The 24399-nt window shown below is 66.8% G+C and carries 24 protein-coding genes; 14 read left to right on the forward strand and 10 right to left on the reverse strand.

Annotated elements, in window-relative coordinates:
- Positions 1 to 73 precede the first annotated feature (73 nt).
- Entirely contained in the window at positions 74 to 1432 is a 1359-nt protein-coding gene (locus TSH20_RS11075) for an MATE family efflux transporter (RefSeq protein WP_109074781.1), read from the reverse strand.
- A 293-nt stretch (positions 1433 to 1725) separates the two neighbouring features.
- Between TSH20_RS11075 and TSH20_RS35300 the strand changes: the two genes are divergently transcribed.
- On the forward strand, positions 1726 to 1911 hold the full coding sequence (locus TSH20_RS35300) for an entericidin A/B family lipoprotein (protein WP_199232143.1): 186 nt from the start codon (positions 1726 to 1728) through the stop codon (positions 1909 to 1911).
- A gap of 39 nt (positions 1912 to 1950) precedes the next feature.
- Positions 1951 to 2139 carry a hypothetical protein gene (locus tag TSH20_RS11085; protein ID WP_109074782.1) on the forward strand — a complete coding sequence of 63 codons (189 nt, stop codon included), beginning with the start codon at positions 1951 to 1953 and terminating at the stop codon, positions 2137 to 2139.
- Between the two features lie 51 nt (positions 2140 to 2190).
- Here the strand turns inward: TSH20_RS11085 and TSH20_RS11090 are convergent, their stop codons facing one another.
- Positions 2191 to 4176 carry a lytic transglycosylase domain-containing protein gene (locus tag TSH20_RS11090; protein WP_247871676.1) on the reverse strand — a complete coding sequence of 662 codons (1986 nt, stop codon included), beginning with the start codon at positions 4174 to 4176 and terminating at the stop codon, positions 2191 to 2193.
- A gap of 36 nt (positions 4177 to 4212) precedes the next feature.
- Between TSH20_RS11090 and dapA the strand changes: the two genes are divergently transcribed.
- The 3 genes from dapA to TSH20_RS11105 are packed head-to-tail and all read left to right on the forward strand — an operon-like array spanning position 4213 to position 6619.
- Positions 4213 to 5088, forward strand: a complete 876-nt coding sequence (gene dapA / locus TSH20_RS11095; protein ID WP_109074784.1) for a 4-hydroxy-tetrahydrodipicolinate synthase — start codon at positions 4213 to 4215, stop codon at positions 5086 to 5088.
- A 30-nt stretch (positions 5089 to 5118) separates the two neighbouring features.
- A complete protein-coding gene (smpB, locus tag TSH20_RS11100) occupies positions 5119 to 5592 on the forward strand; it encodes an SsrA-binding protein SmpB (protein ID WP_109074785.1) in 474 nt (157 codons plus the stop codon).
- Between the two features lie 4 nt (positions 5593 to 5596).
- Positions 5597 to 6619, forward strand: coding sequence for a methyltransferase (locus TSH20_RS11105; protein WP_109074786.1), 1023 nt, complete (start codon positions 5597 to 5599; stop codon positions 6617 to 6619).
- A 43-nt stretch (positions 6620 to 6662) separates the two neighbouring features.
- Here TSH20_RS11105 and TSH20_RS11110 read toward each other — a convergent pair whose 3' ends face one another.
- Positions 6663 to 7646, reverse strand: coding sequence for an aldo/keto reductase (locus TSH20_RS11110; protein ID WP_109074787.1), 984 nt, complete (start codon positions 7644 to 7646; stop codon positions 6663 to 6665).
- A 95-nt stretch (positions 7647 to 7741) separates the two neighbouring features.
- On the opposite strand from TSH20_RS11110, the gene TSH20_RS11115 reads away from it, so the two are divergent.
- The gene (locus TSH20_RS11115; RefSeq protein WP_109074788.1) at positions 7742 to 8392 is read left to right on the forward strand and encodes a TetR/AcrR family transcriptional regulator; all 651 of its coding nucleotides are present in this window, start codon (positions 7742 to 7744) and stop codon (positions 8390 to 8392) included.
- On the opposite strand, the gene TSH20_RS11120 is transcribed toward TSH20_RS11115, so the two are convergent.
- The 5 genes from TSH20_RS11120 to TSH20_RS11140 all read right to left on the reverse strand — a co-directional run bounded on the left by TSH20_RS11120 (position 8364) and on the right by TSH20_RS11140 (position 12862).
- Positions 8364 to 9224 (reverse strand): helix-turn-helix transcriptional regulator, encoded by an 861-nt coding sequence (locus TSH20_RS11120; protein WP_109074789.1) that lies wholly within the window; start codon positions 9222 to 9224, stop codon positions 8364 to 8366. The genes TSH20_RS11115 and TSH20_RS11120 overlap by 29 nt on opposite strands.
- A gap of 33 nt (positions 9225 to 9257) precedes the next feature.
- Positions 9258 to 9815 (reverse strand): YbhB/YbcL family Raf kinase inhibitor-like protein, encoded by a 558-nt coding sequence (locus tag TSH20_RS11125; RefSeq protein ID WP_109074790.1) that lies wholly within the window; start codon positions 9813 to 9815, stop codon positions 9258 to 9260.
- Positions 9816 to 9906: 91 nt separating this feature from the next.
- A complete protein-coding gene (hemB, locus tag TSH20_RS11130; protein WP_247871677.1) occupies positions 9907 to 10911 on the reverse strand; it encodes a porphobilinogen synthase in 1005 nt (334 codons plus the stop codon).
- A 117-nt stretch (positions 10912 to 11028) separates the two neighbouring features.
- On the reverse strand, positions 11029 to 11949 hold the full coding sequence (locus TSH20_RS11135) for a metallophosphoesterase (protein ID WP_109074792.1): 921 nt from the start codon (positions 11947 to 11949) through the stop codon (positions 11029 to 11031).
- 19 nt (positions 11950 to 11968) lie between these two features.
- Positions 11969 to 12862 (reverse strand): diacylglycerol kinase family protein, encoded by an 894-nt coding sequence (locus tag TSH20_RS11140; RefSeq protein WP_109074793.1) that lies wholly within the window; start codon positions 12860 to 12862, stop codon positions 11969 to 11971.
- A 283-nt stretch (positions 12863 to 13145) separates the two neighbouring features.
- Between TSH20_RS11140 and TSH20_RS11145 the strand changes: the two genes are divergently transcribed.
- The 7 genes from TSH20_RS11145 (at position 13146) to TSH20_RS11175 (ending at position 20872) form a co-directional block, all read left to right on the forward strand.
- Complete coding sequence (locus tag TSH20_RS11145; protein ID WP_109074794.1) at positions 13146 to 14207, forward strand: enoyl-CoA hydratase/isomerase family protein; 1062 nt, start codon at positions 13146 to 13148, stop codon at positions 14205 to 14207.
- Between the two features lie 265 nt (positions 14208 to 14472).
- On the forward strand, positions 14473 to 14946 hold the full coding sequence (locus tag TSH20_RS11150) for a MarR family winged helix-turn-helix transcriptional regulator (protein ID WP_045580172.1): 474 nt from the start codon (positions 14473 to 14475) through the stop codon (positions 14944 to 14946).
- A gap of 279 nt (positions 14947 to 15225) precedes the next feature.
- Complete coding sequence (locus TSH20_RS11155) at positions 15226 to 16518, forward strand: sodium:proton antiporter (RefSeq protein WP_109074795.1); 1293 nt, start codon at positions 15226 to 15228, stop codon at positions 16516 to 16518.
- Between the two features lie 210 nt (positions 16519 to 16728).
- Positions 16729 to 17958, forward strand: a complete 1230-nt coding sequence (locus TSH20_RS11160; RefSeq protein WP_109074806.1) for an ABC transporter substrate-binding protein — start codon at positions 16729 to 16731, stop codon at positions 17956 to 17958.
- A 124-nt stretch (positions 17959 to 18082) separates the two neighbouring features.
- A complete protein-coding gene (locus TSH20_RS11165; RefSeq protein WP_109074807.1) occupies positions 18083 to 18970 on the forward strand; it encodes a branched-chain amino acid ABC transporter permease in 888 nt (295 codons plus the stop codon).
- A gap of 4 nt (positions 18971 to 18974) precedes the next feature.
- Entirely contained in the window at positions 18975 to 19973 is a 999-nt protein-coding gene (locus TSH20_RS11170; RefSeq protein ID WP_109074796.1) for a branched-chain amino acid ABC transporter permease, read from the forward strand.
- Between the two features lie 236 nt (positions 19974 to 20209).
- Positions 20210 to 20872: a phasin family protein gene (locus TSH20_RS11175; protein WP_109074797.1), complete on the forward strand. Its 663-nt coding sequence runs from the start codon at positions 20210 to 20212 to the stop codon at positions 20870 to 20872.
- Positions 20873 to 20988: 116 nt separating this feature from the next.
- Here the strand turns inward: TSH20_RS11175 and rlmJ are convergent, their stop codons facing one another.
- Positions 20989 to 21831 (reverse strand): 23S rRNA (adenine(2030)-N(6))-methyltransferase RlmJ, encoded by an 843-nt coding sequence (gene rlmJ, locus TSH20_RS11180; protein ID WP_109074798.1) that lies wholly within the window; start codon positions 21829 to 21831, stop codon positions 20989 to 20991.
- 70 nt (positions 21832 to 21901) lie between these two features.
- Entirely contained in the window at positions 21902 to 22585 is a 684-nt protein-coding gene (locus TSH20_RS11185) for a transglycosylase SLT domain-containing protein (RefSeq protein WP_109074799.1), read from the reverse strand.
- Between the two features lie 588 nt (positions 22586 to 23173).
- Here TSH20_RS11185 and TSH20_RS11190 point away from each other — a divergent pair.
- Positions 23174 to 24399, forward strand: a 1226-nt coding sequence (locus TSH20_RS11190) for a tetratricopeptide repeat protein (protein WP_109074800.1), incomplete at its 3' end; no start/stop codon positions are given.

Below are 24399 nucleotides of genomic sequence, written 5' to 3' on the forward strand. Positions count from 1 at the left end.
TATAGCAACTCTCGCAATTGCACACAATGATTCGGGGCCGAAAACCCCTGTCGGTGCCCCGACTGATGCCGGTTCAACGCCGGCTGAGATGTGCGAATCGCAGGGACAGGATGGTGACCGACACCAGACTGGCGATGAGAATTCCCTCGAACAGCCCATGGGCGCCGTGGCCGAGGCCGAAGACCAGGAAGGCCGACACCGGAATCATCACCACCGCGTAGGAGAAGAAGTGCAGCGCGGTGGGAATCCAGGCGTCGTGCCGGCCGCGCAGCGCGTTCGCCATCACCGTCTGGCCGCCGTCGGCGATCAGGATCCAGGCGGTAAAGGCGATCAGCGGCGCCACCGCCTCCAGCAGTTCCGGGTTGTTGGTGTAGATGGCGCCCAGCGCGTCGGGCAGGCTGCGATAGAGCACGCCGACGCAGGCCAGGATCGCACTTGTGACTCCGAGGCCGGTCCAGCCGGCCAGCGCCATGTCGCTGCGGTCGCCGCGGCCATAGGCCACGCCAACCCGCACGGCGGTGGCCGACGCCAGACCGACCGCTGCCATGAAGGGCAGGGCGGTCAGGTTCAGTCCAACCGTGTAGGCGCCCAGCGCCAGCGGCGAGATCATGCCGGCGAACAGGCCGAGCGCCGCGAAGGCGCCGCTCTCCACCCCGATGCTGAGCCCGGCGGCATAGCCGAGGTGACGCTGGCGGGCGGCACCGCTCCACCAGCCGGACACCGGCAGGCGGATCTGCCAGCGGTCATGGTCGTGCATCCACCAGACATAGGCGACCAGCCCCAGCCCCATGGACCAGCGCACGATGCTGGTCGCCCAGGCGGAGCCGACGGCGCCCAGCGGCTCCAGCCCGATATGGCCCCACACCAGCGCCCAGGCGAGCGCGGCATTGACGAGATTGCCGATCACCATGGCGACCATGCCCGGCAGCGGGCGCTTGATGCCCTCCAGGAAGAAGCCGGTGGTGATGTACAGCATCATGCCCGGCGCCCCCAGCCCCAGCACCGCCAGCACATGGGCGCCGCCCGCCGCCATCTCCGGCGTCTGGCCGCCGGCCTGGAACAGCGGGTCGCCCAGCAGCGAGATCAGTGCGAACAGCACGCCCAGCAGCAAGGCATAGGGGACCGACCGCCGCCATGCCCGGCCGCACTCCACGTCGCCGCCGGCGCCGAAGGCATGGGCGGTGACCATCACCGTCCCCATCAGCAGCCCGACGCCGGTGCCGACCATGATGTTGCCCGGCAGGTGCGCCAGCCCGTAATAGGCCAGCTCCTGCGCCGAGAAGCGGCCGACGATCGCGGTATCGACCGCCATCATCACCATCAGCCCGGCGCGGGAGACGATAACCGGTGCCGCCAGCCGCAACAGCTCGCCGATGTGGGCGGCAAGACGCGCGCGCAACGGCTCGGGGGCGGGCAGGGTGGCGGTGCTCATGACTGGACCTGTGGCGACGGAGGGATGACGGCGGCCCGTGCCGCGCGACCGGACCGTAAGGCTTGGCCGGAAAGCGGGCAGACTGCGCAAAAGCCGGTCATCTTGCCCGGTGGGCGTACCGCGTCAAGGATTTCGGGAGCCCCGAAAGGACCGTTGCATTCTCTGCATGGCGGCGGGGTCGGTTGCGGAACCAAGCCGCCGCAGCCCCGTTGTCAAAAGCAGAGACGAACGACCCCCAGGCCATCGCTCATCCCCGCCACCCCCGTCCCCTCACCCCAGACCGGAGAGACACCATGCAGCACGCCACGAACCGCCGGCAGCGCGCCACCGCCCGCGCCATCCCGTTCCCCGCGCGCGAGGTGGTGATCCTGACCTTCCTGATGGCGCTCGCCGCCATGCTGACCGGCTGCAACACGGTCGAGGGGGCCGGGCAGGACCTCCAGTCCGGCGGCCGGGCGATTGAACGGACGGCCGAGTAAAGCGTTATCCGAGGAACCCACCCAGTCAGGAGTTGCCGCATGAGCGATCCGCAGAAGCCGTCCACCCCCGGCGAGATTCCGGCCCCGTCCAATCCGAATCCGCCTCAGCCCGGCCGCCCGACGACTCCCGATCCCTATCCGGTGCCCGACAACCCCGGCATCCTGCCGGAAGTCCCCCCGCCGGCCGACGAGCCGATGCCGGGCATGCCGAATCCGACGACGGCGTGATTGGCCGAGGGGAACGCGAGAGATCGGCGAGGCCGATCTCTCCTATCCTTCCTATCGCCGCAGGTCCTTGTCGAGGTTCGGTTCCGCCCGGTCGCCGTTCAGGCGGGCGCGATAGACCTGCACCGCTTCCAGCACGCGCTGGACATAGTTGCGGGTTTCGGAGATCGGGATCAGCTCGATCCAGTCGACCACGTCGATGGTTTCCGTGCGCGGATCGCCATAGGTCTGCAGCCATTGGCGGACACGGTTCGGGCCGGCGTTGTATCCGGCGATGGCCAGCACCCAGGAGCCGTTGAAGCGGTCAATCAGTTCGGACAGATAGGCGGAGCCCAGCGTGACGTTATAGCCGGGGTCCGACGTCAGCCGCGCGTTGGTGTGCTTCAGCCCCAGCTTTCCCGCCACCAGCTGCGCCGTCGTCGGCATCAGCTGCATCAGTCCGCGCGCGCCGGCGGACGACACGATGGTCGGGTTGAAGGTGCTTTCCTGCCGGATGATGCCGTGGACCAGCGCCAGTTCCGGCGCCGAAGGACGGGCTTCGATCATCGGATAGCCGGCTTCGACCAGGAACACGTCGTTCTGGGCGGCGTCCTTCGCCGCGGCGACGGCCAAGTCGCGGCGGCCGACATCGCTCGCCAGCCTCGCGGCCAGGACATAGTCGGCCGGCGTCTTGGCGTCGAGGCTGATGCGGCGGACGAAGCCGGTCACCTGATCGGCGGCGTTCCCGCCGATTTCCGCCAGCAGCCGGGCGACGCGCACCACCTCCCGCTTGTTGAAGGCCGCCGTATCGGAGCTGGAGACCGACGGCGGGGTGGGCAGGGTGACCGCGCCGCCGGAAACATGACGGAAGGCCAGTTGACCATAGAAGGTGGTGGAGTAGGTCGCGGCCTTGGCATACCACTCCCGTGCCGGGCCGGTCTGGCCCAACGCCTCGGCCGCGCGTCCGCACCAGTAGGCGCCACGCGCCTTGCTGATCGGCGCGCTGACCGACCGGTACAGCTTGTGGAAATGGGCGAAGGCTTCCGACGGCTTGTCGAGGAAGCGCAGGGCCAGGAATCCCGACAGGAACTCCGCATCGGCGAAGGCGCTGCCGTCGCTCATGCCGTTGGCGCTGACCAGACGGTAGGCGAGGTTGTAGTCGCCCCGCTCCATCGCGCGGCGAGCCAGCAGATGGCGCTCCGACCACCAGGACTGCGGGCGGCCCATGTCGGCGCCGGCCTGGGCGATGATCTCCAGCGCGCCGGCATCGTCGCCCTTGCGCCGCAGGTAGCGGGCGCGGTCGAACATCAGCCCCGGATCGTTCAGAAGGCCGGGCGGCACGCGCGCCAAGGCCGCGTCGGCACCCGCACGGTCGCCGTCCAGCGTGATGCGCGCCTCGATCAGCGTGTCATAGGCCTCGTCGAAGAAGGGCAGCATCCGCCGCACCGGCGCTTCCTGCCGGGCCCAAAGCAGCCGGTCGATGCGCGCCTTGTGATCCTGCTGGCGCAGATAAGGCGTGTAGTGGGCGAGGAAGGTCGCCTCCTCGTCGGCGGTGAAGGTGGCGTCGGCCCATTGCTTGCGGATCAGGGTGGTCGCGCGCTCAACGCTGCCGGTGGCGATCAGCGCGTCGGCATAGCGGACGAAGCCGTCGTTGGTCAGCGGCGGGCTCTGGCGGAACCATTCCACCACCTCGGCCGGCGGGATGTCGGGCATCGCCATTTCCGCCTGACGGCGCAGCGCCGCCATGTTCGGCCAGTCCGGATTGTCCCGGATGAAGGCGGCGATGTCGCTGAAGCTGCCGCCGCCGGGATTGGCAAGCGCGATCCAGCGCAGAACCTTCGCCGGTAACGGATCCTGCGCACGGGACGCCGCGGCCAATGCCTCGGCCAGCCGGTCGTCATCGGCGAGCTTGAAAGCCTCGCGATAGATGGCGATGTCCTGCGGGCTCAGCGCCGCGGCGGGAAGGGCGCCGGGAAGCGCCGCGAAAAGGGTGAGGAGACCCGCGAAAACAGAGATCCGGGCGCTCTTGCCGAGGGCGGCGGGGAGGGATAATGTGCGCAACTCTTTTTTCCAGCTAAGCCGACTGAGGAGGCAGCCATGTTCCACGGTTCCATCGTCGCCCTTCTGACTCCGTTCAAGGGCGGGAAAGTGGACGAGAAGGCCTTCCAGTCCTTCGTGGAGTGGCAGGTCGCCCAGGGCACCCACGGACTGGTGCCCTGCGGCACGACCGGCGAGTCGCCGACCCTGTCCCACGAGGAACACAACCGCGTCGTGGAACTGTGCATCGAGGCGGCCGGCGGCAAGGTGCCGGTGATGGCCGGCACCGGTTCCAACTCGACCGACGAGGCGATCGCCCTGACCCGCCATGCCAAGCAGGCGGGCGCGCAGGCGGCGCTCGTGGTCACGCCCTACTACAACAAGCCGTCTCAAGAGGGTCTGTACCAGCATTTCAAGGCGATCCATGACGCGGCGGATTTGCCGATCTTCATTTACAACATTCCCGGCCGCAGTGTCGTGGATATGTCTGTGTCGACGATGGCGCGGCTTGCAAAGCTGCCCAACATCGTCGGTGTGAAGGACGCCACTGCCGACCTGTCCCGTCCGTCGCGCCTGCTGCAGGAGGTCGGTCCCGACTTCATCCAGCTGTCGGGCGAGGACGCCACCGCGCTGGGCTTCAACGCGCAGGGCGGTGTGGGCTGCATCTCCGTCACCGCGAACATCGCACCGGCGCTGTGCTCCGCCATGCAGACCGCCTGGGCCAAGGGCGACCTGAAGGAGGCGTTCCGCCTGCGCGACGTGCTGTCGCCGCTGCACGACTCGATGTTCGTGGAGACCAGCCCGGCCCCGGTGAAGTTCGCCGCCAGCCTGCTGGGCCTCGGCACCGACGAGGTCCGCCTGCCGCTGGTTCCGGCTTCCGAGACCGCCCGCGCCGCTGTGCGCGGAGCCATGACCAAAGCCGGCCTGTTGTCCTAAGCGACAGAACGGGCCGTAGAGGAGAGAGACTTGGCGACGCGCGAGGAAGCGAAAAAATTCGCGGCGCAGAACCGCCGCGCGCGGTTCGACTTCTTCATCGACGACGTCCTTGAGGCCGGCATCATGCTGACCGGGTCGGAGGTGAAATCGCTGCGCGGCGGTCGCGCCAGTGTGAACGAGGCCTACGCCGGCCTGAAGGGTGGGGAACTGTACCTGTTCAACGCGTACATCCCCGAATATCTCCAGGCCGGCCGCGTCGATCAGCACGAGCCGAAGCGTCCGCGCAAGCTGCTGGTCCGCCGCCGCGAGCTGGACAAGCTCGCGGCCGGCATCAAGCAGAAGGGTGTCACCCTGGTGCCGATGTCGGTCTATTTCAACGACCGCGGCATCGCCAAGGTCGAGATCGGCCTCGCCACCGGCAAGAAGAAGCACGACAAGCGGCAGAACGAGAAGGAACGCAGCTGGCAGCGCGACAAGGCGCGGCTGATGCGCGACAAGGGCTGATACGGTGGCACGTCTCGACAATCGGGCCACGGACCGCGACCAGACCGTCGCCGACGTGGCCGCCGAAGCCCTGTCCGAAATCCGGCCGCAGGGTCGGATCCTTGTCGCTTTCGACAGTGACGGCGCCATTGCGGAGGCGCTCCGCGACGGCGGGGCCGAGGTGGTGGTTTGGAACCGACTCGCTGTTGGCGGGCAGGCCGCCACGCCCTGGCCGGCCGAGGGACCGTTCGACGGTGCCGTGCTGCGCCTGCCGCGCGGTTGGGCCGGGTTCGAAATGGCCCTGCACGCCTTGGCCTCCCGCCTTGCCCCCGGCGCCCCGCTGTGGATCGCCGGTGGCAATGACGAGGGGGTGACCAGCGCACCCAAGCATCTCGACGGGCTGGCCGGGGAGCCGGAAACGCTCATCATCAAGCGGCGCGCCCGGCTGCTGTTGACCCGCCGCACCGATGCGCCGGCAAAGGGGGCATTGGAGGATTGGCGGCAGACCGTCACCCTGACGCTGCCCGACCGGACGCTGGATCTGGTGTCCTATCCCGGCCTGTTCGCCCACGGCCATCTCGATGCCGGCACCGAATGCCTGCTGAAGGTGTTGCCGGAGGTGGCCTCCGGCACCCGCGTGCTGGATTTCGGCTGTGGCGCCGGGGTGATTGCTCGGGCCGTGCGCGAACGCCAGCCGGGCGCTCCGTTGACGTTGCTGGACATCGACGCGGTGGCTCTGCACGCCGCCCGCCAGAATGTTCCGGACGCCGAACTGGTGCTGAGCGACGGATTGGCCGGGCTAGGCACCCGTGAGCGCTTCGGCCTGATCCTGTCCAATCCGCCGCTCCACCGTGGCAAGGACGAGGATTTCGGCATGCTCGACGCGCTGGTCGCGGGGACAAAGCAGTACCTGAAGCTGCGCGGCAAGCTGATGGCGGTGACGCAGCGGACGGCCGGTGTCGGCAAGCTGTTCAAGACCGCATTCGGCCACAGCGACATGCTGATGGAGACCACGCAGTTCCAGGTCTGGGCGGGGACGCCGAAGTAGGGAGAGCGGGGGGCCTTGGCCGGCGAGGCCCCCCATCCTCCGTTCACACATTCACCCCCCGCATTCCCTCCGCCGTATAGCGGTCCCCCGCCGCCACGCCCGGCGGCAGCGCATCGCTCAGCGCCTTCACCTCCGCGTCTGTCAGCGTCACCGCCGCGGCGCCGACATTCTCCTCCAGGTACTTGATCCGCTTGGTCCCCGGAATCGGCAGGATCTCCGGCCCCTGGGCCAGCAGCCAAGCCAGCGCCACCTGCCCAGCCGTGCAGCCCTTCTGTACTGCCAGCGCCTTCACCTGCTCCACCAGAGCCAGATTGCGGTCGAAATTGTCCCCGGCGAAGCGCGGCGCGATGCGGCGGAAGTCGTTCTCGGCGAACTGGTCGGGGCTGCTGACGGCGCCGGTCAGCATGCCGCGGCCGAGCGGGGCGTAGGCAACCAGCGAGATGCCCAACTCGCGGCAGGTCGGCAGCACCGCCGCCTCCACGTCGCGGGTCCACAGCGAATATTCGCTCTGTACCGCGGCGATGGGGTGAACGGCATGGGCACGGCGCAGCGTGGCGGCCGACACCTCCGACAGGCCGAGCGCACGAACCTTCCCGGCCTTCACCAGATCGGCCATGGCGCCGACCGTCTCCTCCACCGGGATGTCCGGGTTCACGCGGTGCGCGTAGTAGAGATCGATGGTCTCCACCCCCAGACGCTTCAGCGAGGCGTCGCAGGCTTGGGCGACATAGGCAGGGCTGGTGTCGACCCGCCGGGCATACTCCCCGGGCTGGCGGACGATGCCGAACTTGGTCGCGATCGTCACCCGGTCACGCTTGCCGGTCAGAAAACGGGCGAGCAGCGATTCGTTGTGACCGCTGCCGTACATGTCGGCGGTGTCGTAATGGGTGACGCCAAGCTCCAACGCCCGTTCCAGCGTGGCGAGCGACTGAGCGTCGTCGGTCGGGCCGTAGAACTCCGACATGCCCATGCAGCCGAGCCCGATTTCGGAAACCGCGAGAATACGACCGATATTGCGCTGTTTCATCGCTTTACCCCTCCCGTGCCGCGGCCGGGCGGATTACCCTGGGAGCCTGCGGCAACAACTACACTACACTGTGCAGTGTATTTAGAGGGTGGGGAATGTCAACGTCTCAGACGGGAGGTGGCGCGCGCGGTTCGGCGAAGCGGGATGCTGTGGTGGAGGCGGCAACCCGCGCCTTCCTGACCCACGGGTACGAGGCGTCGTCGATGGATGCCATCGCCGCCGATGCGAATGTGTCGAAGCGCACCGTCTACAACCACTTCCCCGGCAAGCGCGAGCTGTTCCAGGCCGTGGTGTCCGGCCTGTATGAGGGGTTCCGCAGCGCCGACGGCCAGAGCCTGCTCTCCCACGACCAGCCGCCTGAGAAGGCCCTGCCGGTCTTCCTGCGCTCCCTGCTGGTCCATACAGGGCGGCCGGAAGTGCGTGGCCTGCTCCGCCTGGTGATCGCCGAGCACCAGCGCTTCCCCGAACTGTCGCAGGACTATCTGGAGGGCGGGAAGAGCCAGGCTTATGCGCTGCTGGACGACTATCTTGCCGCCCAGCATGCGCACGGTCGCCTGAACGCGCCGGACCCGCATGTGGTGGCGACCCAACTGCTCGGTGGCATGAAGGAGGTGCTGTTCTGGCCGACCATGCTGGGGCTGCCGGTCACCGCCGATCCGGAGAGGGTGATCGCCGATTCGGTCGCGGCGCTGCTTCGCGCCTATGGCACCGAGCCGGTCAGCGCCCCCGCAGGCCCGAAGGGTTGACGCCCACCGCCGTCCGGATGCGGCGGGCGAAATGGGACCGGTTGGCATAGCCGCATGCCTCCGCCGCCTCCTGAACGCTCAGCCCCTCGCCCTGCAAAAGGTCGCGGGCGTGGGCAACCCGCTCCTCCGTCAGGATGCTGCGGACCGAGCAGCCCTCTTCGGTCAGGCGGCGGCGCAGAGTGCCGGTGCTGAGATGGAGCGCGCCGGCCACGCGCTCGGCGGTCCAGGGCATGTCGGGCTGGGTACGCAGGAGCTGACGCACCGCATCGGCGATTCCCATCGGGGCCACCGGTCCCAGCCACCAGACGCCGTCTTCCAGAAGTGCCAGCAGGACCTCCATGCAGCGATGCTCCGCCAGCTTCGCCGGCAGCGGCGGATCGGCGGTCAGGCCGGTGGCGGCGTGCTGGATGGCGTCGGTCAGGGCCGGCGTCAGGGCGACATGCCAATCGCCGGGCCGGGCGCGCGGTGCCAGTCCATCGGTGCCATGGGCGCGCAGAAGCCACCGGACCATCTCCGCCGGGAACTCCAGCACCAGGGCGCGGTAGCGGCCACCGGAGCCGGGATCGTTCACCACCGATCCCCACCAGCCCGGAGGCAGCAGCATGGCGCTGCCGGCCGGGAAGCGGCGGGTGGTGCCGGATGGGTCGGTCAGCTCCTTGGTGCCCTCCAGAACCGCGATGAGGGCGGTGCGTTCGATCCGCACCTCGGCCAGCCGTTCTCGGTCATGGGCGACGAAGGCCCACAGTTCCGGCCGATGCGGGCGGTCGCCGCCGCCGGGACGCAGGTCGCGGGCGGCGAAGCGGGACAGGCGGGCGAGAAGGTCTGGACCCATGGGCCTCATCCTAGGACCGGCCGGCGCGACAGATCAACGGCCGTAGCGGGCCGTCAACGTCGCCTTGCCCAAGCTGGCGGCGTTCAGGTTGAAGCCGACCATGGCGCCGGACGCATCGGCCGGCAACGGTAGCTTATCCACCTTCAGCGCATGGACGGTGACGATATAGCGGTGCGGCTTGTCGCCCTGCGGCGGGCAGGGACCGCCATAGCCGGAGGTGCCGAAATCGGTGCGACTCTGCACGGCGCCGCCGGGCAGGGCGGGCTTTTCCGGGTTGCCGGCCTCGGCGGGCAGGTCGCGGGTGTCGGCCGGCAGGTTGAACACCACCCAATGCCACCATCCGCTGCCGGTCGGCGCATCGGGATCGTAAATGGTGACGGCGAGGCTGCGGGTGCCGGCGGGCGGCTCCGTCCAACTGAGGGCCGGCGATTGGTTGGCGCCCGTGCAGCCGAAGCCGGCCAACACATTCCGTTCCGGGATCGGCGCTTTGTCGGTGAAGTCGGGGCTGTGCAGCTCGAACGCGGCAGCGGGGGAGGCGGCCAGCAGCACGGCGGCGACCAAGGCCGGGCGGAAGGGGATTTTCGGGCTCATCGGGGCGTCTCCGTCGATTGGGATGCCCTGACGATAAAGGGCCGCGGATTTTCCCGCGGCCCTGAACGGCTCAAAGATGGCCCCGAACTGCTCAGCCCTGCTTGAGCAGCTTCGCCGCGTCCACCGCGCCATAGGTCAGGATGGCGTCGCAGCCGGCGCGCTTGAAGCCCATCAGCGTCTCCAGCAGCGCCTTGTCATAGTTCAGCCAACCGTTGGCGGAGGCGGCGCGCAGCATCGCGTATTCGCCCGACACGTGATAGGCGAAGGTCGGCACCGCGAACTGGTCCTTCACCCGGCGGATGATGTCGAGATAGGGCAGGCCCGGCTTCACCATCACCATGTCCGCCCCCTCCTGCAGGTCGCAGGCGACCTCGCGCAGGGCCTCGTCGGTGTTGGCCGGGTTCATCTGGTAGGTGGTCTTGTCGCCCTTCAGGAAGCCGCCGGAATTCACCGCATCGCGGAACGGGCCGTAGAAGGCGGAGGCGTATTTCGCCGCGTAGGAGCAGACCCGGGTCAGCTGGTAGCCGTCCTTGTCGAGCGCGTCGCGGATGGACCCGATGCGGCCGTCCATCATGTCGGACGGCGCGACGATGTCGACGCCGGCCTCGGCTTGCGACAGCGCCTGACGAATCAGGACCTCGACGGTCTCGTCGTTCTGGATGTAGCCGTCGCGCAGGATGCCGTCATGGCCGTGGGTGGTGTAGGGGTCGAGCGCCACATCGCCCAGGATGCCGACATCCGGCGCCGCCGCCTTCACCGCGCGGATGGCGCGGTTCATCAGGTTGTCGGGATTGTAGGCTTCCGCCGCGTCTTCCGACTTCGCGTCCGAGCCGACGACCGGGAACAGTGCGATGCAGGGAATGCCCAGCGAGCCGGCCTCCGCCACCGCCTCGCACAGCAGGTCGATGGTCAGGCGCTCCACGCCGGGCATGGAGGCGACCGGCTCCCGCCGGTTCTCGCCTTCGATCACGAAGACCGGCCAGATCAGGTCGTCGACGGTCAGCGTGTTCTCGGCGACCAGACGACGGGTCCAGGCGTCGGCGCGGTTGCGGCGCAGACGGGTGCGCGGGAAGGCGGCGGGCAGGGTGATCGGCATCGGTGAGACCATGCACTTAGAACGAGTGCGGCGATCCTACGCCTTCCCGCATAGTGAACTCAAGCCGTGGCGGCGGCTCCAGTCCTTTGGGACCGGGCCGGCTGCCTTGCGCAGGTCTCATGCCCCGCCGTGGGCCTGCCCGCTTGCATGCCGGGCTACCTTGTCCCAATGGGTGACGGGATCGCCGGTGGCCGCACCGCCGTCGACGGGCCGGAAGCCGGTGTCCTGTCCCTGCAGAGTCCAGCGGTGCCCCTGCTTGCGATAGCTGGATACCAGCCCGCCGGTGAAGGCCGCCCCCTCCCACGACCGCACCTCGAACGTCACCGAAGGGTGATCGACGGTGATGAGATTGTAGGCGTTGGTTTCGTTCCGCAGCCGGGTGGAGGTGGCGGTGGAGGCCTGGGCGACCAGGATGGATCGGGCGATCTGGGTGTGGAAGCTCATGATGTCGCCGGAATAGGCCTTGTGCAGATGACCGGCCAGCAACAGGTCGACGCCGCAGCTTTCCAGCGCCGGCAGGGCCAGTTTGTGGCGGCCGACCAGCTGCGTCTTGGGCAGGTCCGGTGGCGGCAGGAAGGGATGGTGGGTGAACAGCACCTTGAACACGGTGTCGGGCATGCCGCAGAACACCTCGCGCACCCGCGCGATCTGGCGCCGGTTCATCCGCCCTTCGGAAAAATCCATGATGACCGGACGGGCGGTGTTGATGCCGAGCACCGCGATCTCGTCATCGACATGCAGCGGGCTGAAGTCGCTGGTGATGTAACGGCGATAATGGCCGAACGGGTCGGTGAAGCGCTTGAACACGTTATAAACCGGGATGTCATGATTTCCCGGTACCGCCATGTAAGGAAAGGGTAATTTCTCCAGAAAGGCGCGAGCTTCCTGGAAATGGCGCTCTTTGGCCCGCTGCACGAAGTCGCCGGAGATAACGATCAGGTCGGGGGCCTGTGCGGTCAGGTCGGCCAGCAGACCGTCCACCACGCGCTGGTCGATCCGCCCGAAATGCAGGTCGGAGATGTGAGCGAGCCGTTTCACGCCATCCTCATCCTTTTTCTCAGCCTGGTGCCAGAACCTTCAGAGCCCCTGGGAGAATCCGGTAGTGAAGCGGCGCATGCAGCTTCCGGATCTCGCCATCGTTGACCATCTTCAGGTGGTGGCGGCGACTGTGGACCGTCAGGCTGGTCACCGCATAGGTTTCCAGCGCTTCGTCCTGTTTCCAGGAACCGGCAACCAGCCTTCCCATCAACCGCAGCATCGCGAATGCGTTCCGTTCGCGGGCCACATAGACCCCGAGCTTTCCTGCGTCGAGCGACTGACGGGACAGGACGAGGCCGAACCCGTCGTCATAGACGTTGTTGGAAACGACCAGGATGGGCGTGCGCATGCGGCGCGGACCGTCGCCCCAGTCCAGGCGGACATCCAGCAGCGGGAGCCGGTAGAGCGTTTTCGCCATGGCCACCGCGGCTCCCGGCCATTTCAGCAGCCGGTGCTGCTTGCGCTGACGCTCGCGCTCCTGGACCACCTGCGGATAGAAGCCGAGGACGGAGCTGTTGGTGTAAGGCTCCCCATTCACCTCGGCGATGTCGATGACCCGAACCCGCCCGGCGGCCAGGGCCTCCGCCGCGCCCTCCAGTTCAAGTGGAATGCGAAGATCGCGGGCCAACAGATTGAGAGTGCCCAAGGGAATGACGCCCAGCGTCTTACCTGTCGGCAGCGCCAGCTTCACCGCGCTGTGCAATGTGCCGTCACCGCCGCCGACCACCACCGTCTCGGCATCGGAGTCCAGCACCCGCCGGATCGTGTCGGTGCATTGCGCACCGTCGACCGTGTGCAGGTCCACCGTGGCGCCGTGCCGTTGAAAGGCGTTGCGGATCGCCGCTTCGGCGCCGTCGATGGGGCGGTCGACCAGCGAGCCCGCCTGCCGGTTGAGAATGATTCCAACCTTCATGCGTCACCCGGCAGGATATGGAGCGGCATCGGCATCTGACCTTCCGTAATGCTTCAGAGGAGGAGCCGTTCTCAGATGAGAGCGTGACCGCAACGGTCCAAGAGGGGTGTTGTTCCTAATCAGCGGATCAGCGAACATCCGGATCCGTATGGTAGGTTTGACAGCGCCGCCGGCTCCCGTATCATCGCGGTGGGCCGGTCTCCACGCCCTGGAGCATCGCGGGGATGGAACAGACTGCTCGCCACCGCCCGATTCGCAACGATAACCGAGAAAATAAAAGACGATGAGCGACGTTGCTGAGATTCTGTTCGAACGTCGGGGCGCGATCGGCCTCGTCACGCTCAACCGCCCCAAGGCGCTGAACGCGCTGACGCTGGGCATGATCAGGCTGTTCGATCTGCAGCTCCGGGCGTGGGATGCCGATCCGGAGGTCAAGGCCGTCGTGATTCGCGGTGCCGGCGAAAAAGCGTTCTGCGCAGGTGGCGACGTCGTCAGCCTGTACGAGGCCGGCAAGGCGGTGAAGGAGGGACGCGGCGATACGGGGCCGATCCGCTCCTTCTTCAGCGAGGAATATGTGCTGAACCGGCGGATCAAGCGCCTGTCCAAGCCCTATGTCGCACTGATCGACGGCATCTCCATGGGCGGCGGCGTCGGCCTGTCGGTCCACGGCACCCACCGCATCGTCACAGAGCGCACGATGTTCGCCATGCCGGAAACCGGTATCGGCCTCTATCCCGACGTCGGCGGCACCTATTTCCTGCCGCGGCTGCCGGGGCAGGTCGGCATCTGGCTGGGGCTGACCGGCGACCGGCTGAAGGCGGCCGACCTGCTGGCCATCGGCGCCGCCGACGCCTTCGTGCCGAGCGCCGGGATCGAGGCGCTGATCGACGATCTCGCCGCCGGCGTCCCGGCCGACGAGGCCATCGCGGCCCATCGCGGCGAAGCCGGCGAGGCGGCGGTGAGCGCCATCCGCGCCGCGGTCGACCGCTGCTATGCCTTCGACAGCGTGGAGGCCATCGTCAAGGCGCTGGAGGCCGAGGGGACCGACTGGGCGGCCGGGCAACTCGCCACCCTGCGCCGGGTCTCGCCGACCAGCCTGAAGGTGACGCTGGCCGCACTCCGTCGCGGCGCCAAGCTGGATTTCGAAGGTTGCATGGTGCAGGAACTGCGCCTCAGCCTCGCCTGCCTTGCCGGCGATGATTTCTACGAAGGCATTCGCGCGGTGCTGGTCGACAAGGACAAGAACCCGAAATGGAAGCCGGCGGAACTGGCCGATGTCGGCCCGTCCGATGTCGAGCGGCACTTCGCCGAACCGGCGGGCGGCGATCTGGTGTTCCGCGACTGAGGAACCGTCGTCGGGGAAAGATCCCGGGGGAATGGTCGCGCAGGCGGTCGCGGGACCATTCCTTTCCGCTTATGCCGGTGGTGCCGCCCGGCCGAAAACCTTGGTGTGGGGACACCCGGCGAAAGGCGCCTGTACAGACGGGTTGTGCCAGACTTTTTCTGGAATTATTAGGATGATTGCCGACGAATGATCGGTTAATCTCGCTTTAAGGTCCCGGTATCGTCCTTGCGCGGGGAACGGCCGGTTAGAGCCAAAGGAGACCGCGGTGCGCAAACCCTATTACGAGAGCATTCTGTTGATCGAGCGGCTTCACCGCCACTTTCTTGAAGTGCTCAAGACTGAGTTGGACCGGCTCGGGATCCAGGACATCAACAACGTCCAGAGCCTGATCCTGTACAACATCGGCGAAGATGAGATGACGGTCGGCGAACTGACCGCGCGCGGTTACTATCTGGGTTCCAACGTCTCCTACAACGTCAAGAAGATGGTCGAGAACGGCTATCTTGGCCAGGAACGCTCCCCGCACGATCGCCGGTCGGTCCGTGTCCGCCTGTCGGAGAAGGGCCTGGACCTGCGCGAAAAGATCAGCGTCATGTTCGAACGTCATCTGACCGCCCTGGAAAAGGCCGGCTTCAGCGACGAGGAACTGACCAAGGCCAACGAGACCCTGCGCAAGCTGGAACGCTTCTGGTCGGCGTCGCTCGACTACAGCGGCTTTCCGATGACCTCCGCGGCCTGACCGGCCGTTATTTGCGAGGCCCCCGCGGTTCCGGCTCCCGCGGGTGGCATCGGGGTCCCGCTTCCCATCGGCCTCCACCCTTATCGTGGCCGGCAGGGAATCGACGTCGAGCGAGCCGGCACCTCCGCCAACCATTCCGCATCGTTCCTGCATCCGCCCTGAACCCATCGGCGCCTTCGCGTGTTGACCGGGATTGGCCTTCGCGCGGCCGCAGTTGGTCCGGCCGGACGATTTCCGGCCGCCGAGCCGTGCCGAAGGCGTCACGGTAACGGGCGGCTTATGTCTTATATCGTCATGATGGTGGGGCTTGGGGTCCTGATCCTGTTGGTGGCCTGGCTGCCGATGGTGTTGAAGGAACTGCCGCTTTCCCTGCCGATCATCTGCGTCGGGCTTGGCTTCGCGGTCTTCAGCACCCTGCGGCTGGAGAACCCGGAGCCGCTGGCCTTTCCCCAGGCCACCGAGCGGCTGACCGAACTGATCGTCATCGTCTCGCTGATGGGCGCGGGGCTGAAACTGGATCGCCGCATCGGCTGGCGCCGCTGGATCATCACCTGGCGGCTGCTGGGCATCACCATGCCTCTGTCGATCCTGATGATCGCCCTGATCGGCTGGTACTGGCTCGATTTCCCGTTACCGGCGTCGATCCTGCTGGGGGCCGCGCTGGCGCCCACCGATCCGGTCCTCGCCTCCGACGTCCAGGTCGGTCCGCCCAAGTCCGGCGAGGAGGATGAGATCCGGTTCAGCCTGACCTCCGAAGCCGGACTGAATGACGGCTTGGCCTTTCCCTTCGTCCATCTCGCCATTGGGGTCGCGCTGCTGAACGGCAACCCGCCTTGGGACATGCTGCAACATTGGGTGCTGCTGGATGTGGTGTGGAAGCTGGGGGCCGGCGTCGGAGTCGGCTGGCTGGTCGGACGGTTCCTCGGCTATGTCACCTTTCGGGTGCCGAATCGGGCGAACCTGTCACGGACCGGCGACGGCTTCGTGTCGCTCGGCATCACGCTGATTGCGTATGGCCTGACGGAGCTGGTCGGCGGATACGGCTTTCTCGCGGTGTTCGTCGCAGCACTCGCATTGCGCGATGCGGAACGGAACAGCGAGTATCATGAACGCCTGCATGATTTCGTCGAGCAGACCGAGCGGCTGATGATGATGCTGATGCTGGTGCTGTTCGGCGGCACGCTGGCCCATGGATTGATCGACGCCTTGTCCTGGAGTGCCGTCGGCGCCGCGGCCGTCATCCTGCTTCTGGTGCGTCCGGTCGCCGGAGTGGTGGGGCTGGCCGGCGTGCCGATGCCGGTCGGCGAGAAGCTGGCCATCGGCTTCTTCGGTATCCGCGGCATGGGCAGCATCTATTACGTCGCCTATGCGCTGAACGCCGCGGAATTCGACGTGCCCAACGCCCTGTGGGCGGTCACCGGCCTGATCGTGCTTCTCTCGATTCTCGTCCACGGCATCAGTGTGACGCCGGTCATGCGGCGGATCGACCGGCGCCGGCAGGCCGCGGTGGCGTCACCGCCGCCCTCCATACACCGCCGAATGGAAAAAGCGCGCGTTTCGGCCGACTCTTGATGAAAATTGTTGGTGAAGCTGAATTTCCGCTTTCCGTACAAGGTGATGCGCCTGCATAGTGGTCGGGAAGGGGCGGCGTGGACGATCTGACGGTTTCGAATGAAACCAAATGGGCAGGCCGACACGACCACCCGGGAACCGCCGGACGAACCGATCCGGACGGTCATCCGCAATCTGCGCAACGCAACGCTGATGGGGAGGAATTCACGTATGATCGCACGTCTTCTGGCCGGTGCCGCCCTTGCTGCCCTGACGATCGGTGTCATGTCCACCGGGCCTGCCATGGCCCAGCAGGGCAAGCTTTCCGGCGATGTGGTCAAGATCGGTGTGCTGAATGACCGCTCCGGCCTCTATGCCGATCTCGGCGGCGAGGGGTCGGTTGTCGCCGCCAAGATGGCGGCCGAGGAGTTCGGCAACAAGATTCTCGGCAAGCCCATCGAGTTCGTCGCGGCCGACCACCAGAACAAGCCCGACATCGGCGCCAACCTTGCCCGCCAGTGGATCGACCAGGACGGTGTCGACGTGATCGTCGACGTGCCGAATTCCGGCGTCGCGCTCGCCGTGCAGGAGGTGACGAAGGAGAAGAAGAAGATCTTCCTGATGGAAGGTCCGGCGACCTCGCGCCTGACCGGCGACGCCTGTTCCCCCACCGGTTTCCACTGGCCCTACGACACTCATGCGCTGGCCGTCGGTACGGGACAGGCCATGGTTAAGGAGGGCGGCGACAGCTGGTTCTTCATCACCGCCGACTATGCCTTCGGCCATCAGTTGGAGGCCGACACCTCCGTCGAAGTGAAAAAGGCCGGCGGCAAGATTGTCGGTTCGGTGAAGGCACCGCTGAACACCGCCGACTTCTCCTCCTTCCTTCTGCAGGCCCAGGCCTCGGGCGCCAAGGTCGTCGGTCTCGCCAATGCCGGCGGCGACACCATCACCTCGATCAAGCAGGCGGCCGAATTCGGCCTGACGCAAAGCGGTCAGCAGAAGCTGGCGGGCCTGCTGATCTTCCTGTCGGACGTGCACGCGCTCGGACTGCAGGTCGCCCAGGATCTGGTGCTGACCACCGGCTTCTATTGGGACCGCGACGACGAGACCCGCGCCTGGTCCAAGAAGTTCTTCGACCGCTACGGCAAGATGCCGACGATGGTGCAGGCCGGCAGCTATTCCGCCGTCCGCCACTATCTGAAGGCGATCGAAGCGGCCGGGACCGACGACGGCCCGACCGTCGCCGCCAAGATGAAGGAGATGCCGGTCAACGACATGTTCGCCAAGAACGGCACGATCCTGCCGAACGGCCGCATGGTCCATGATATGTATCTGGCCCGCGTGAAGAAGCCGTCGGAGTCCAAGGGCGCCTGGGATTATTACCAGATCCTGCGCACCATCCCCGGCAAGGACGCCTTCGCCACTTTCGAGGAAAGCGGCTGCAAGCTGCCGAAGTGATCGCGTCGGTAAAACAGGACGACAGGGCAAAAGCCGTGACGTGACGGAGCGGCATTCCCGCCAGGGCGGCGGTTTTCGGACCAATGCCGCGGCGGGGATGCCACTGAGGAGAGCGACGCTCATGATGGGAACGATTTTCGGCATTCCGCCCCAGGCGCTGTTCGGTCAGCTTCTGCTGGGGCTGATCAACGGATCGTTTTACGCGCTGCTCAGCCTCGGGCTGGCGGTGATCTTCGGCATGTTGAACGTCATCAACTTCGCCCATGGCGCCCTCTACATGATGGGCGCCTTCGTGGCGTGGCTGCTGCTGAACCAGCTCGGTATCGGCTATTGGTGGGCGCTGCTGCTGGCGCCGCTGATCGTCGGCGCGTTCGGGGTCGTGCTGGAAAAGACGCTGCTGTCGCGGCTCTACAAGCTCGACCATCTCTATGGGTTGCTGCTGACCTTCGGGCTGGCGTTGATCGTCGAGGGGGCGTTCCGCCACCAGTATGGCGTCTCCGGCCAGCCTTATCCCATTCCTGCCGAACTCAGCGGCGGCCGGAACCTGGGCTTCATGTTCCTGCCCAATTACCGCGGCTGGGTGGTTGTGGCGTCGCTGATCGTCTGCATCAGCACCTGGATCGCCATCGAGAAGACGAAGCTGGGCGCCTATCTGCGCGCGGCGACCGAGAATCCGGTGCTGGTCCAGGCCTTCGGCATCAATGTGCCGCGGATGGTCACGCTGACCTACGCCTTCGGCGTGGCGCTGGCCGGGCTCGCCGGCGTGCTGGCGGCACCTATCTATCAGGTATCGCCGCTGATGGGCTCGCACCTCATCATCGTCGTGTTCGCGGTGGTGGTGATCGGCGGCATGGGCTCCATCATCGGCGCCGTGCTGACCGGTTACGGGCTCGGCCTGTTGGAAGGATTGACCAAGGTCTTCTACCCGGAGGCCTCGAACATCGTGGTCTTCGTCATCATGGCGGTGGTGCTGATGGTAAAGCCCGCCGGTCTGTTCGGACGGGAGAGGTAAGCGCATGAGCCTTCATTCGCAGAGCAGCGGCCGGGCGTCCGCACAGACCGCCGGCGCACCGGCGACGGCGGGCCTGACCATGGCGAGAGTTGGCGCGCTGGTGGTGTTGGCCGCTCTGCTGGCGGTGCCGTTCGTGCTCTATCCGGTCTTTTTGATGAAGGTGCTGTGCTTCGCGCTGTTCGCCTGCGCCTTCAATCTGCTGATCGGCTTCGGCGGGCTGCTCAGCTTCGGTCATGCGGCATTCTTCGGCAGCGCCGCCTACGTCACCGCCCATGCGGTGAAGGAGTGGGGATGGTCGCCTGAACTGGGGATCCTGCTGGGCACCCTGGCCGCGGTCGTCCTGGGGCTGGTCTTCGGCCTGATCGCCATCCGCCGGCAGGGCATCTATTTCGCCATGATCACGCTGGCGTTGAGCCAGATGGTCTATTTTCTCGCCTTGCAACTGCCCTTCACCCATGGCGAGGATGGCATTCAGGCAGTGCCGCGCGGCGTCCTGTTCGGCGTCTTCGACCTGCACAACCCGCTGGCGATGTACTACACGGTGTTGGGCGTCTTCCTGATCGGATTTGCCATCATCTGGCGAACGGTGCATTCGCCCTTCGGGCAGGTGCTGAAAGCGATCCGTGAGAACGAGGCACGCGCCATTTCGCTGGGCTACCGCACCGACCGCTACAAACTGCTGGCCTTCGTGCTGTCGGCGTCGCTGGCCGGGCTGGCGGGCGGCACCAAGGCCATCGTCTTCCAATTGGCGACGCTGACCGACGTGACGTGGCAGATGTCGGGCGAAGTCGTGCTAATGACGCTGCTGGGCGGAATGGGCACGCTGAGCGGCCCGGTCATCGGTGCCGCTCTGGTGGTGACGCTGGAGAATTATCTGGCGGCGACCAGCCTGCCGGTGCCGGTCGTGATCGGCTGCATCTTCGTCGCCTGCGTGCTGGTGTTCCGTCGGGGAATAGCTGGGGAAATCGCGGCGCGTTTTGGAAAGCACAGCCAGAATAGTTAAGTCACTGCACAGAAAAACAGCAAGCACATTAAGGATGGTTTCGTTCTTAAGACACTATGGTTGCAAAACACCGCATACCCCGAAAGAACGGGTGTGCGGTTATTATTTTGCGTCCTGGAACGTTTTGCTTTCTGGGTGTTATAGGTCTCAACGCGTGCGGCGGTGCAGCAAAATGACCGACGCGAGGTTTGGGAAGAGGCGTCCGCCCGGACGAACGTATTCGAGGAGCATCCCGCATGGCTATGGACAAGGATACCACGACCAGCGCGCGTGAAACCGCTGACCGGGCGAAAGGCACGGTGGAGGACATGACGCGCGCCGGTGAGGCCACCACCCGCCGCGCCGCCGATGCCGCCCGCTCGATGGGTGAGAACGCGGCAGAGACCGGCCGGGAGGCCGCCGATGCCAGCCTGAACGCTGGTCAGAAGGCAATGGGGGCGGGTGCCGACATGACCCGCCGCAGTGCTGAGACTGCCGGCACCATGATGAACAAGGCCTCCGATGTCGCCGGCCGCACGACCGAGCAGCTCCAGCGCGCGCTGGGCCTGTCGAAGGAAGCGCAGGGCGCGGTCGCCAGCCAGACCCGCGAAACGATGGACGTCATGGTCCAGTGCGGCAGCGTTCTGGCCGACGGCTGGCAGAACGCCTGGCGCGAATGGATGGGGCTGGCGCAGGACGTGGCCTCGCGCAATGCCGAGGGAATGAACGCGCTGATGCGCAGCCGGACCGTCCCCGATTTCTACGCGGCGCAGAGCCGTATGCTGAAGGACAACATGCAGATGGTCCTCAGCCGCAGCGTCAAGATCTCGGAGATGTCGGCGAGCACCGCCAACACGGCGATGGGCAAGCTGAACGCCCGTCTGGAAGGTGCGGCGCAGCAGACGGAGCGCCGCTTCTGAAGACCTGGCCGACTGCACCGGCACGCCATCGATAACGAACGATCTCCATCCTGACTGAACCCCGGCCCGCAAGGACCGGGGTTTTTTCTGTGCCGGACACGCCGCCTGCCAGCCGGTTAGGGCGCTTCAGGCGTGAGCCAGCTCACCGCGGCCCCGCCGCCGGTGGAGGGCAGGGCGTCGTGCAGGGCCGGCAGCATCTCCTTCAGCGTCTCGTCGAGCTTCCAGGGCGGATTGACGATCAGCAGGCCGGAGCCGTTCAGCCGCAGATGGGTGTCTTCGGGATGCCAGGTCAGTTCGGCGATCAGCACCTTGGGGATGCCGGTCTTCTCCACCGCATCCTGGAATCGCCAGACCGCCGCGCGCTCCTTGATCGGATACCACAGGGCGAAGATGCCGGTGGACCAGCGGCGGTGCGCCTGCGCCAGCCCCTCCGCCATGCGGGCGAACTCGTCGGGCTGCTCGAAGGGCGGATCGATCAGGACCAGCCCACGCTTCTCCTTGGGCGGCAGATGGGCCTTCAGCGCGGTATAGGCATCGGACTGGTGGACGGCGACGGAGCGGTCGCCGGCGAACTCCGCCTTCAGGCTGACGGCGTCGTCGGGGTGCAGTTCGACCAGCACCATGCGGTCCTGCGGGCGGAGCGCGGCACGGGCGATTCGCGGGGAGCCGGGATACCAGCGCAGGGTGCCGTCGGGGTTCAGCGCCTGGACGGCATCCAGATAGGGCGCCAGTGCCGGATGCGGCAGGGGATGGCCGAACAGCCTGCCGATGCCCTCGTCGCTCTCACCGGTCTTGCGGGCCGCCTCGGCGGTCAGGTCGTAACGGCCGATGCCGGCATGGGTGTCCAGCACGCAGAAAGGCGTCGGTTTGGCGCGCAGATGATCCAGGATCAGCGCCAGCACGGCGTGCTTCATCACGTCGGCCGGGTTGCCGGCGTGGAAGATGTGGCGGTAGTTCATGCGTCGGGGTTTACCCGATCACGCAACGCGGCGCCAGCGCTCTTGCCGGCGCGACCGGTCGGCGGACGGATCAGTTGATCGCCGCGACCTGCTGTGCGTTGTGGAAGCTGCGGCGGGTGCGCGGAGCGACGCTGACGGGATCGGTATCCTCGCAGCGGGAAGAGGCCAGCAGCTTGGCGCTCTGCGTGTCCAGTTCGCCCAGGCTCTGCCAGATCTTGCAGACATAGGCCTGGGCGCGGCGGCCGGAGCTGCCGTTGTAGCGGGCCAGCGCGGTCTTCCAGTTGCCTTCCTCGCCATGGAAACGGACGAGAAGCTGGCCGGCGTAGAACACGTTGTCGCGCGGCTCGACGATCTTCTCCAGCGGCTGGAACTCGCCACGGTGGGTGGCGACCGACAGCTGCATGCAGCCGACATAGGTGTTGGAGCGAAGCTGGCCGCGGTGATCGCGAAGATGACGGGCGGCGTCACTGACGTTGCGGGCGTAGTAGGGTCGGCCCTGCACGCTCATGGCGAAGGGGTGGGGGGTGCCGTCCTGGCCGCTTTCGACCAGGGCGATGGCCACCAGCATGCCGGAGGGAATGCCGAGCTTCTGTTCGGCCTCCACCGCGTGGGTGACGCAGCTTTCCTTCGAAACGGTCTGGGCCTGGGCGGTTCCGGAAACGGAGAGCGCCACCAGGGGAGCCGTCAGCAGTCCCGCAGCCAGTGCGAAGCGTCCACACGTTGTGGCGCCTGCGCGCTGATTTCGTCCCCGCATCCCAAATCTCCTTCTGCTGTCGCCCCGTCTTGTACGGCGGCTGTTTGACCCCCCGCGCGGGGCCGTTGTTCCGGTCACCGAGTCGCTTACGGCGACCGCCTCCTACCCAGATGTTCAGCGCCTCCCGATTGGGCGCCGCGGCAACACTTCCAAAAATTTGATCCATCGTCAACCCGCTTGCGCCCTGGTAATACCACAGCTTTCGTCCGTCAGATGTCACTCAGGCTCGCCGAACGGACGGCTTAGGCGCTTCGGTTAGGTTCATAAGCCATTGAATCGCCACATTTGCTGGCAAAATCGATTGGGGTGGTACTGCTGCCTCTCTTGACCCTTCGGATGGGGGACAAAAAAAGGGCTACTGCGACCGCGTGTCGCCCGAATCACACTTCGGAAGGATTTTCGCGTCCCCCTTGCGCGGCGCAGCATGTTGGGGCAGTAAACTCCGCCGCCCTGTTTCCCTGGACTCGGTTCCCTGGGTCAAGTCGGTGCCGCAGCGACGCCCGGGACGGCCCGATGGCGAGCGGAGGCGGGCTATCCGGGCCGGCGGCATTCCCCTGGTCGAAGCCCGCGATCAGAGGAACTCCATCCGTGTCCGCGGATCCCTCCATTGGCGACGAGCCGCAAATCTACAATCTCGATCAAATGTTCCGGTTCGGTTACGACCGGCTCTACGCGGGGGACAATGCCGGAGCCGCCCGCGCATTTCGCGCCGGCGTCGCAGTCGACCCCTCCCATGCGGAGGCATGGTCGGCACTGGCGGAAGCCGGCGGCGGGACCGATGCGGCAGGGCAGGCGGCGGCCTGTTTCCGGCGCGCCGTCACTCTGGAACCGGGAAATTGGGGCTGGCGGCTGATGCTGGCCGATGCCCTGCGGCAGTGCGGCGAAACCGATGCTGCACATGCGTTGTTCCAGTCCCTAGCGGCGGAGCGGAGCGATTCGGCACAGGCACGACTCGGACTCGCCCGTTGCCTCGCCGCTGCCGGCCGCCGAGAGGAGGCGCTCGAGGAGTACCGGGAGGCGGTGGCGCTGCGCCCCAACGACCGCGATGCCGTCCTCGCGCTGGCGGATGCGCTGGCTCTGTCGGGGGATGCGCTGGCGGCGGTTGAACTGCTTCAGCCGCTGGCCCGGCGGCTTGAGGATGATGCGTCCGTCCATCACGCGCTGGGCCGCAGCTGGCTTGCCCTGCGCGAACCGGTGAAGGCGCTGACCGCGCTACGCCACGCCGCAAGAACCGCCGAAGGGGACGAGGCGGCGGCGATCGAACGCCTGATCGCGGCGCTGGAGGCAGGGGAGGGTGCCGACCTGTCCGCCTCCTATGTCCGCGCCCTGTTCGACCGCTACGCCGACCGCTTCGACCAGGATCTGGTGGGCAAGCTCGGCTACGCGGCACCCGAACTGCTGCGGTCGGCGGTGGACCGCATCACGCCCGGCGCTGCGGGATTGCGCATCCTCGATCTCGGTTGCGGCACCGGACTGGCGGGCGTCGCCTTCAAGCCGCTGGCCTCCCGGCTCGCCGGAGTCGATCTGTCGCCGCGGATGGTCGAGAAGGCGCGGCAACGCCGGCTCTATGACGAACTGACCGTCGGCGACGTCGTTGAGGCGATGGAGCGGGCGCCCGGCGGCTGGGACCTGCTGGTCGCCGCCGACGTGCTGGTCTATATCGGCGACCTCGCCCCCGTCTTCGCGGCGGCAGCCCGCGCCCTTCCGCCGGGAGGCCGTTTCGCCGCGACCGTGGAACGCCTGCCGGGCGAAGCAGCCTCGCTTACTGGCGGGTCATTCGTGCTTGGCGCGACCCGCCGTTATGCCCATGCCGA

The sequence above is a fragment of the Azospirillum sp. TSH20 genome, assembly GCF_003115935.1.
Lineage (GTDB): Bacteria > Pseudomonadota > Alphaproteobacteria > Azospirillales > Azospirillaceae > Azospirillum.

Excerpts from the sequence above, each read along its gene's own strand:
- TSH20_RS11075 (WP_109074781.1), bottom strand. The coding sequence starts at position 1,432 with ATGAGCACCGCCACCCTGCCCGCCCCCGAGCCGTTGCGCGCGCGTCTT.
- TSH20_RS35300 (WP_199232143.1), top strand. The coding sequence starts at position 1,726 with ATGCAGCACGCCACGAACCGCCGGCAGCGCGCCACCGCCCGCGCCATC.
- TSH20_RS11085 (WP_109074782.1), top strand. The coding sequence starts at position 1,951 with ATGAGCGATCCGCAGAAGCCGTCCACCCCCGGCGAGATTCCGGCCCCG.
- dapA (WP_109074784.1), top strand. The coding sequence starts at position 4,213 with ATGTTCCACGGTTCCATCGTCGCCCTTCTGACTCCGTTCAAGGGCGGG.
- TSH20_RS11110 (WP_109074787.1), bottom strand. The coding sequence starts at position 7,646 with ATGAAACAGCGCAATATCGGTCGTATTCTCGCGGTTTCCGAAATCGGG.
- TSH20_RS11115 (WP_109074788.1), top strand. The coding sequence starts at position 7,742 with ATGTCAACGTCTCAGACGGGAGGTGGCGCGCGCGGTTCGGCGAAGCGG.
- TSH20_RS11120 (WP_109074789.1), bottom strand. The coding sequence starts at position 9,224 with ATGGGTCCAGACCTTCTCGCCCGCCTGTCCCGCTTCGCCGCCCGCGAC.
- TSH20_RS11125 (WP_109074790.1), bottom strand. The coding sequence starts at position 9,815 with ATGAGCCCGAAAATCCCCTTCCGCCCGGCCTTGGTCGCCGCCGTGCTG.
- hemB (WP_247871677.1), bottom strand. The coding sequence starts at position 10,911 with ATGCCGATCACCCTGCCCGCCGCCTTCCCGCGCACCCGTCTGCGCCGC.
- TSH20_RS11140 (WP_109074793.1), bottom strand. The coding sequence starts at position 12,862 with ATGAAGGTTGGAATCATTCTCAACCGGCAGGCGGGCTCGCTGGTCGAC.
- TSH20_RS11145 (WP_109074794.1), top strand. The coding sequence starts at position 13,146 with ATGAGCGACGTTGCTGAGATTCTGTTCGAACGTCGGGGCGCGATCGGC.
- TSH20_RS11155 (WP_109074795.1), top strand. The coding sequence starts at position 15,226 with ATGTCTTATATCGTCATGATGGTGGGGCTTGGGGTCCTGATCCTGTTG.
- TSH20_RS11160 (WP_109074806.1), top strand. The coding sequence starts at position 16,729 with ATGATCGCACGTCTTCTGGCCGGTGCCGCCCTTGCTGCCCTGACGATC.
- TSH20_RS11165 (WP_109074807.1), top strand. The coding sequence starts at position 18,083 with ATGGGAACGATTTTCGGCATTCCGCCCCAGGCGCTGTTCGGTCAGCTT.
- TSH20_RS11170 (WP_109074796.1), top strand. The coding sequence starts at position 18,975 with ATGAGCCTTCATTCGCAGAGCAGCGGCCGGGCGTCCGCACAGACCGCC.
- TSH20_RS11175 (WP_109074797.1), top strand. The coding sequence starts at position 20,210 with ATGGCTATGGACAAGGATACCACGACCAGCGCGCGTGAAACCGCTGAC.
- rlmJ (WP_109074798.1), bottom strand. The coding sequence starts at position 21,831 with ATGAACTACCGCCACATCTTCCACGCCGGCAACCCGGCCGACGTGATG.
- TSH20_RS11185 (WP_109074799.1), bottom strand. The coding sequence starts at position 22,585 with ATGCGGGGACGAAATCAGCGCGCAGGCGCCACAACGTGTGGACGCTTC.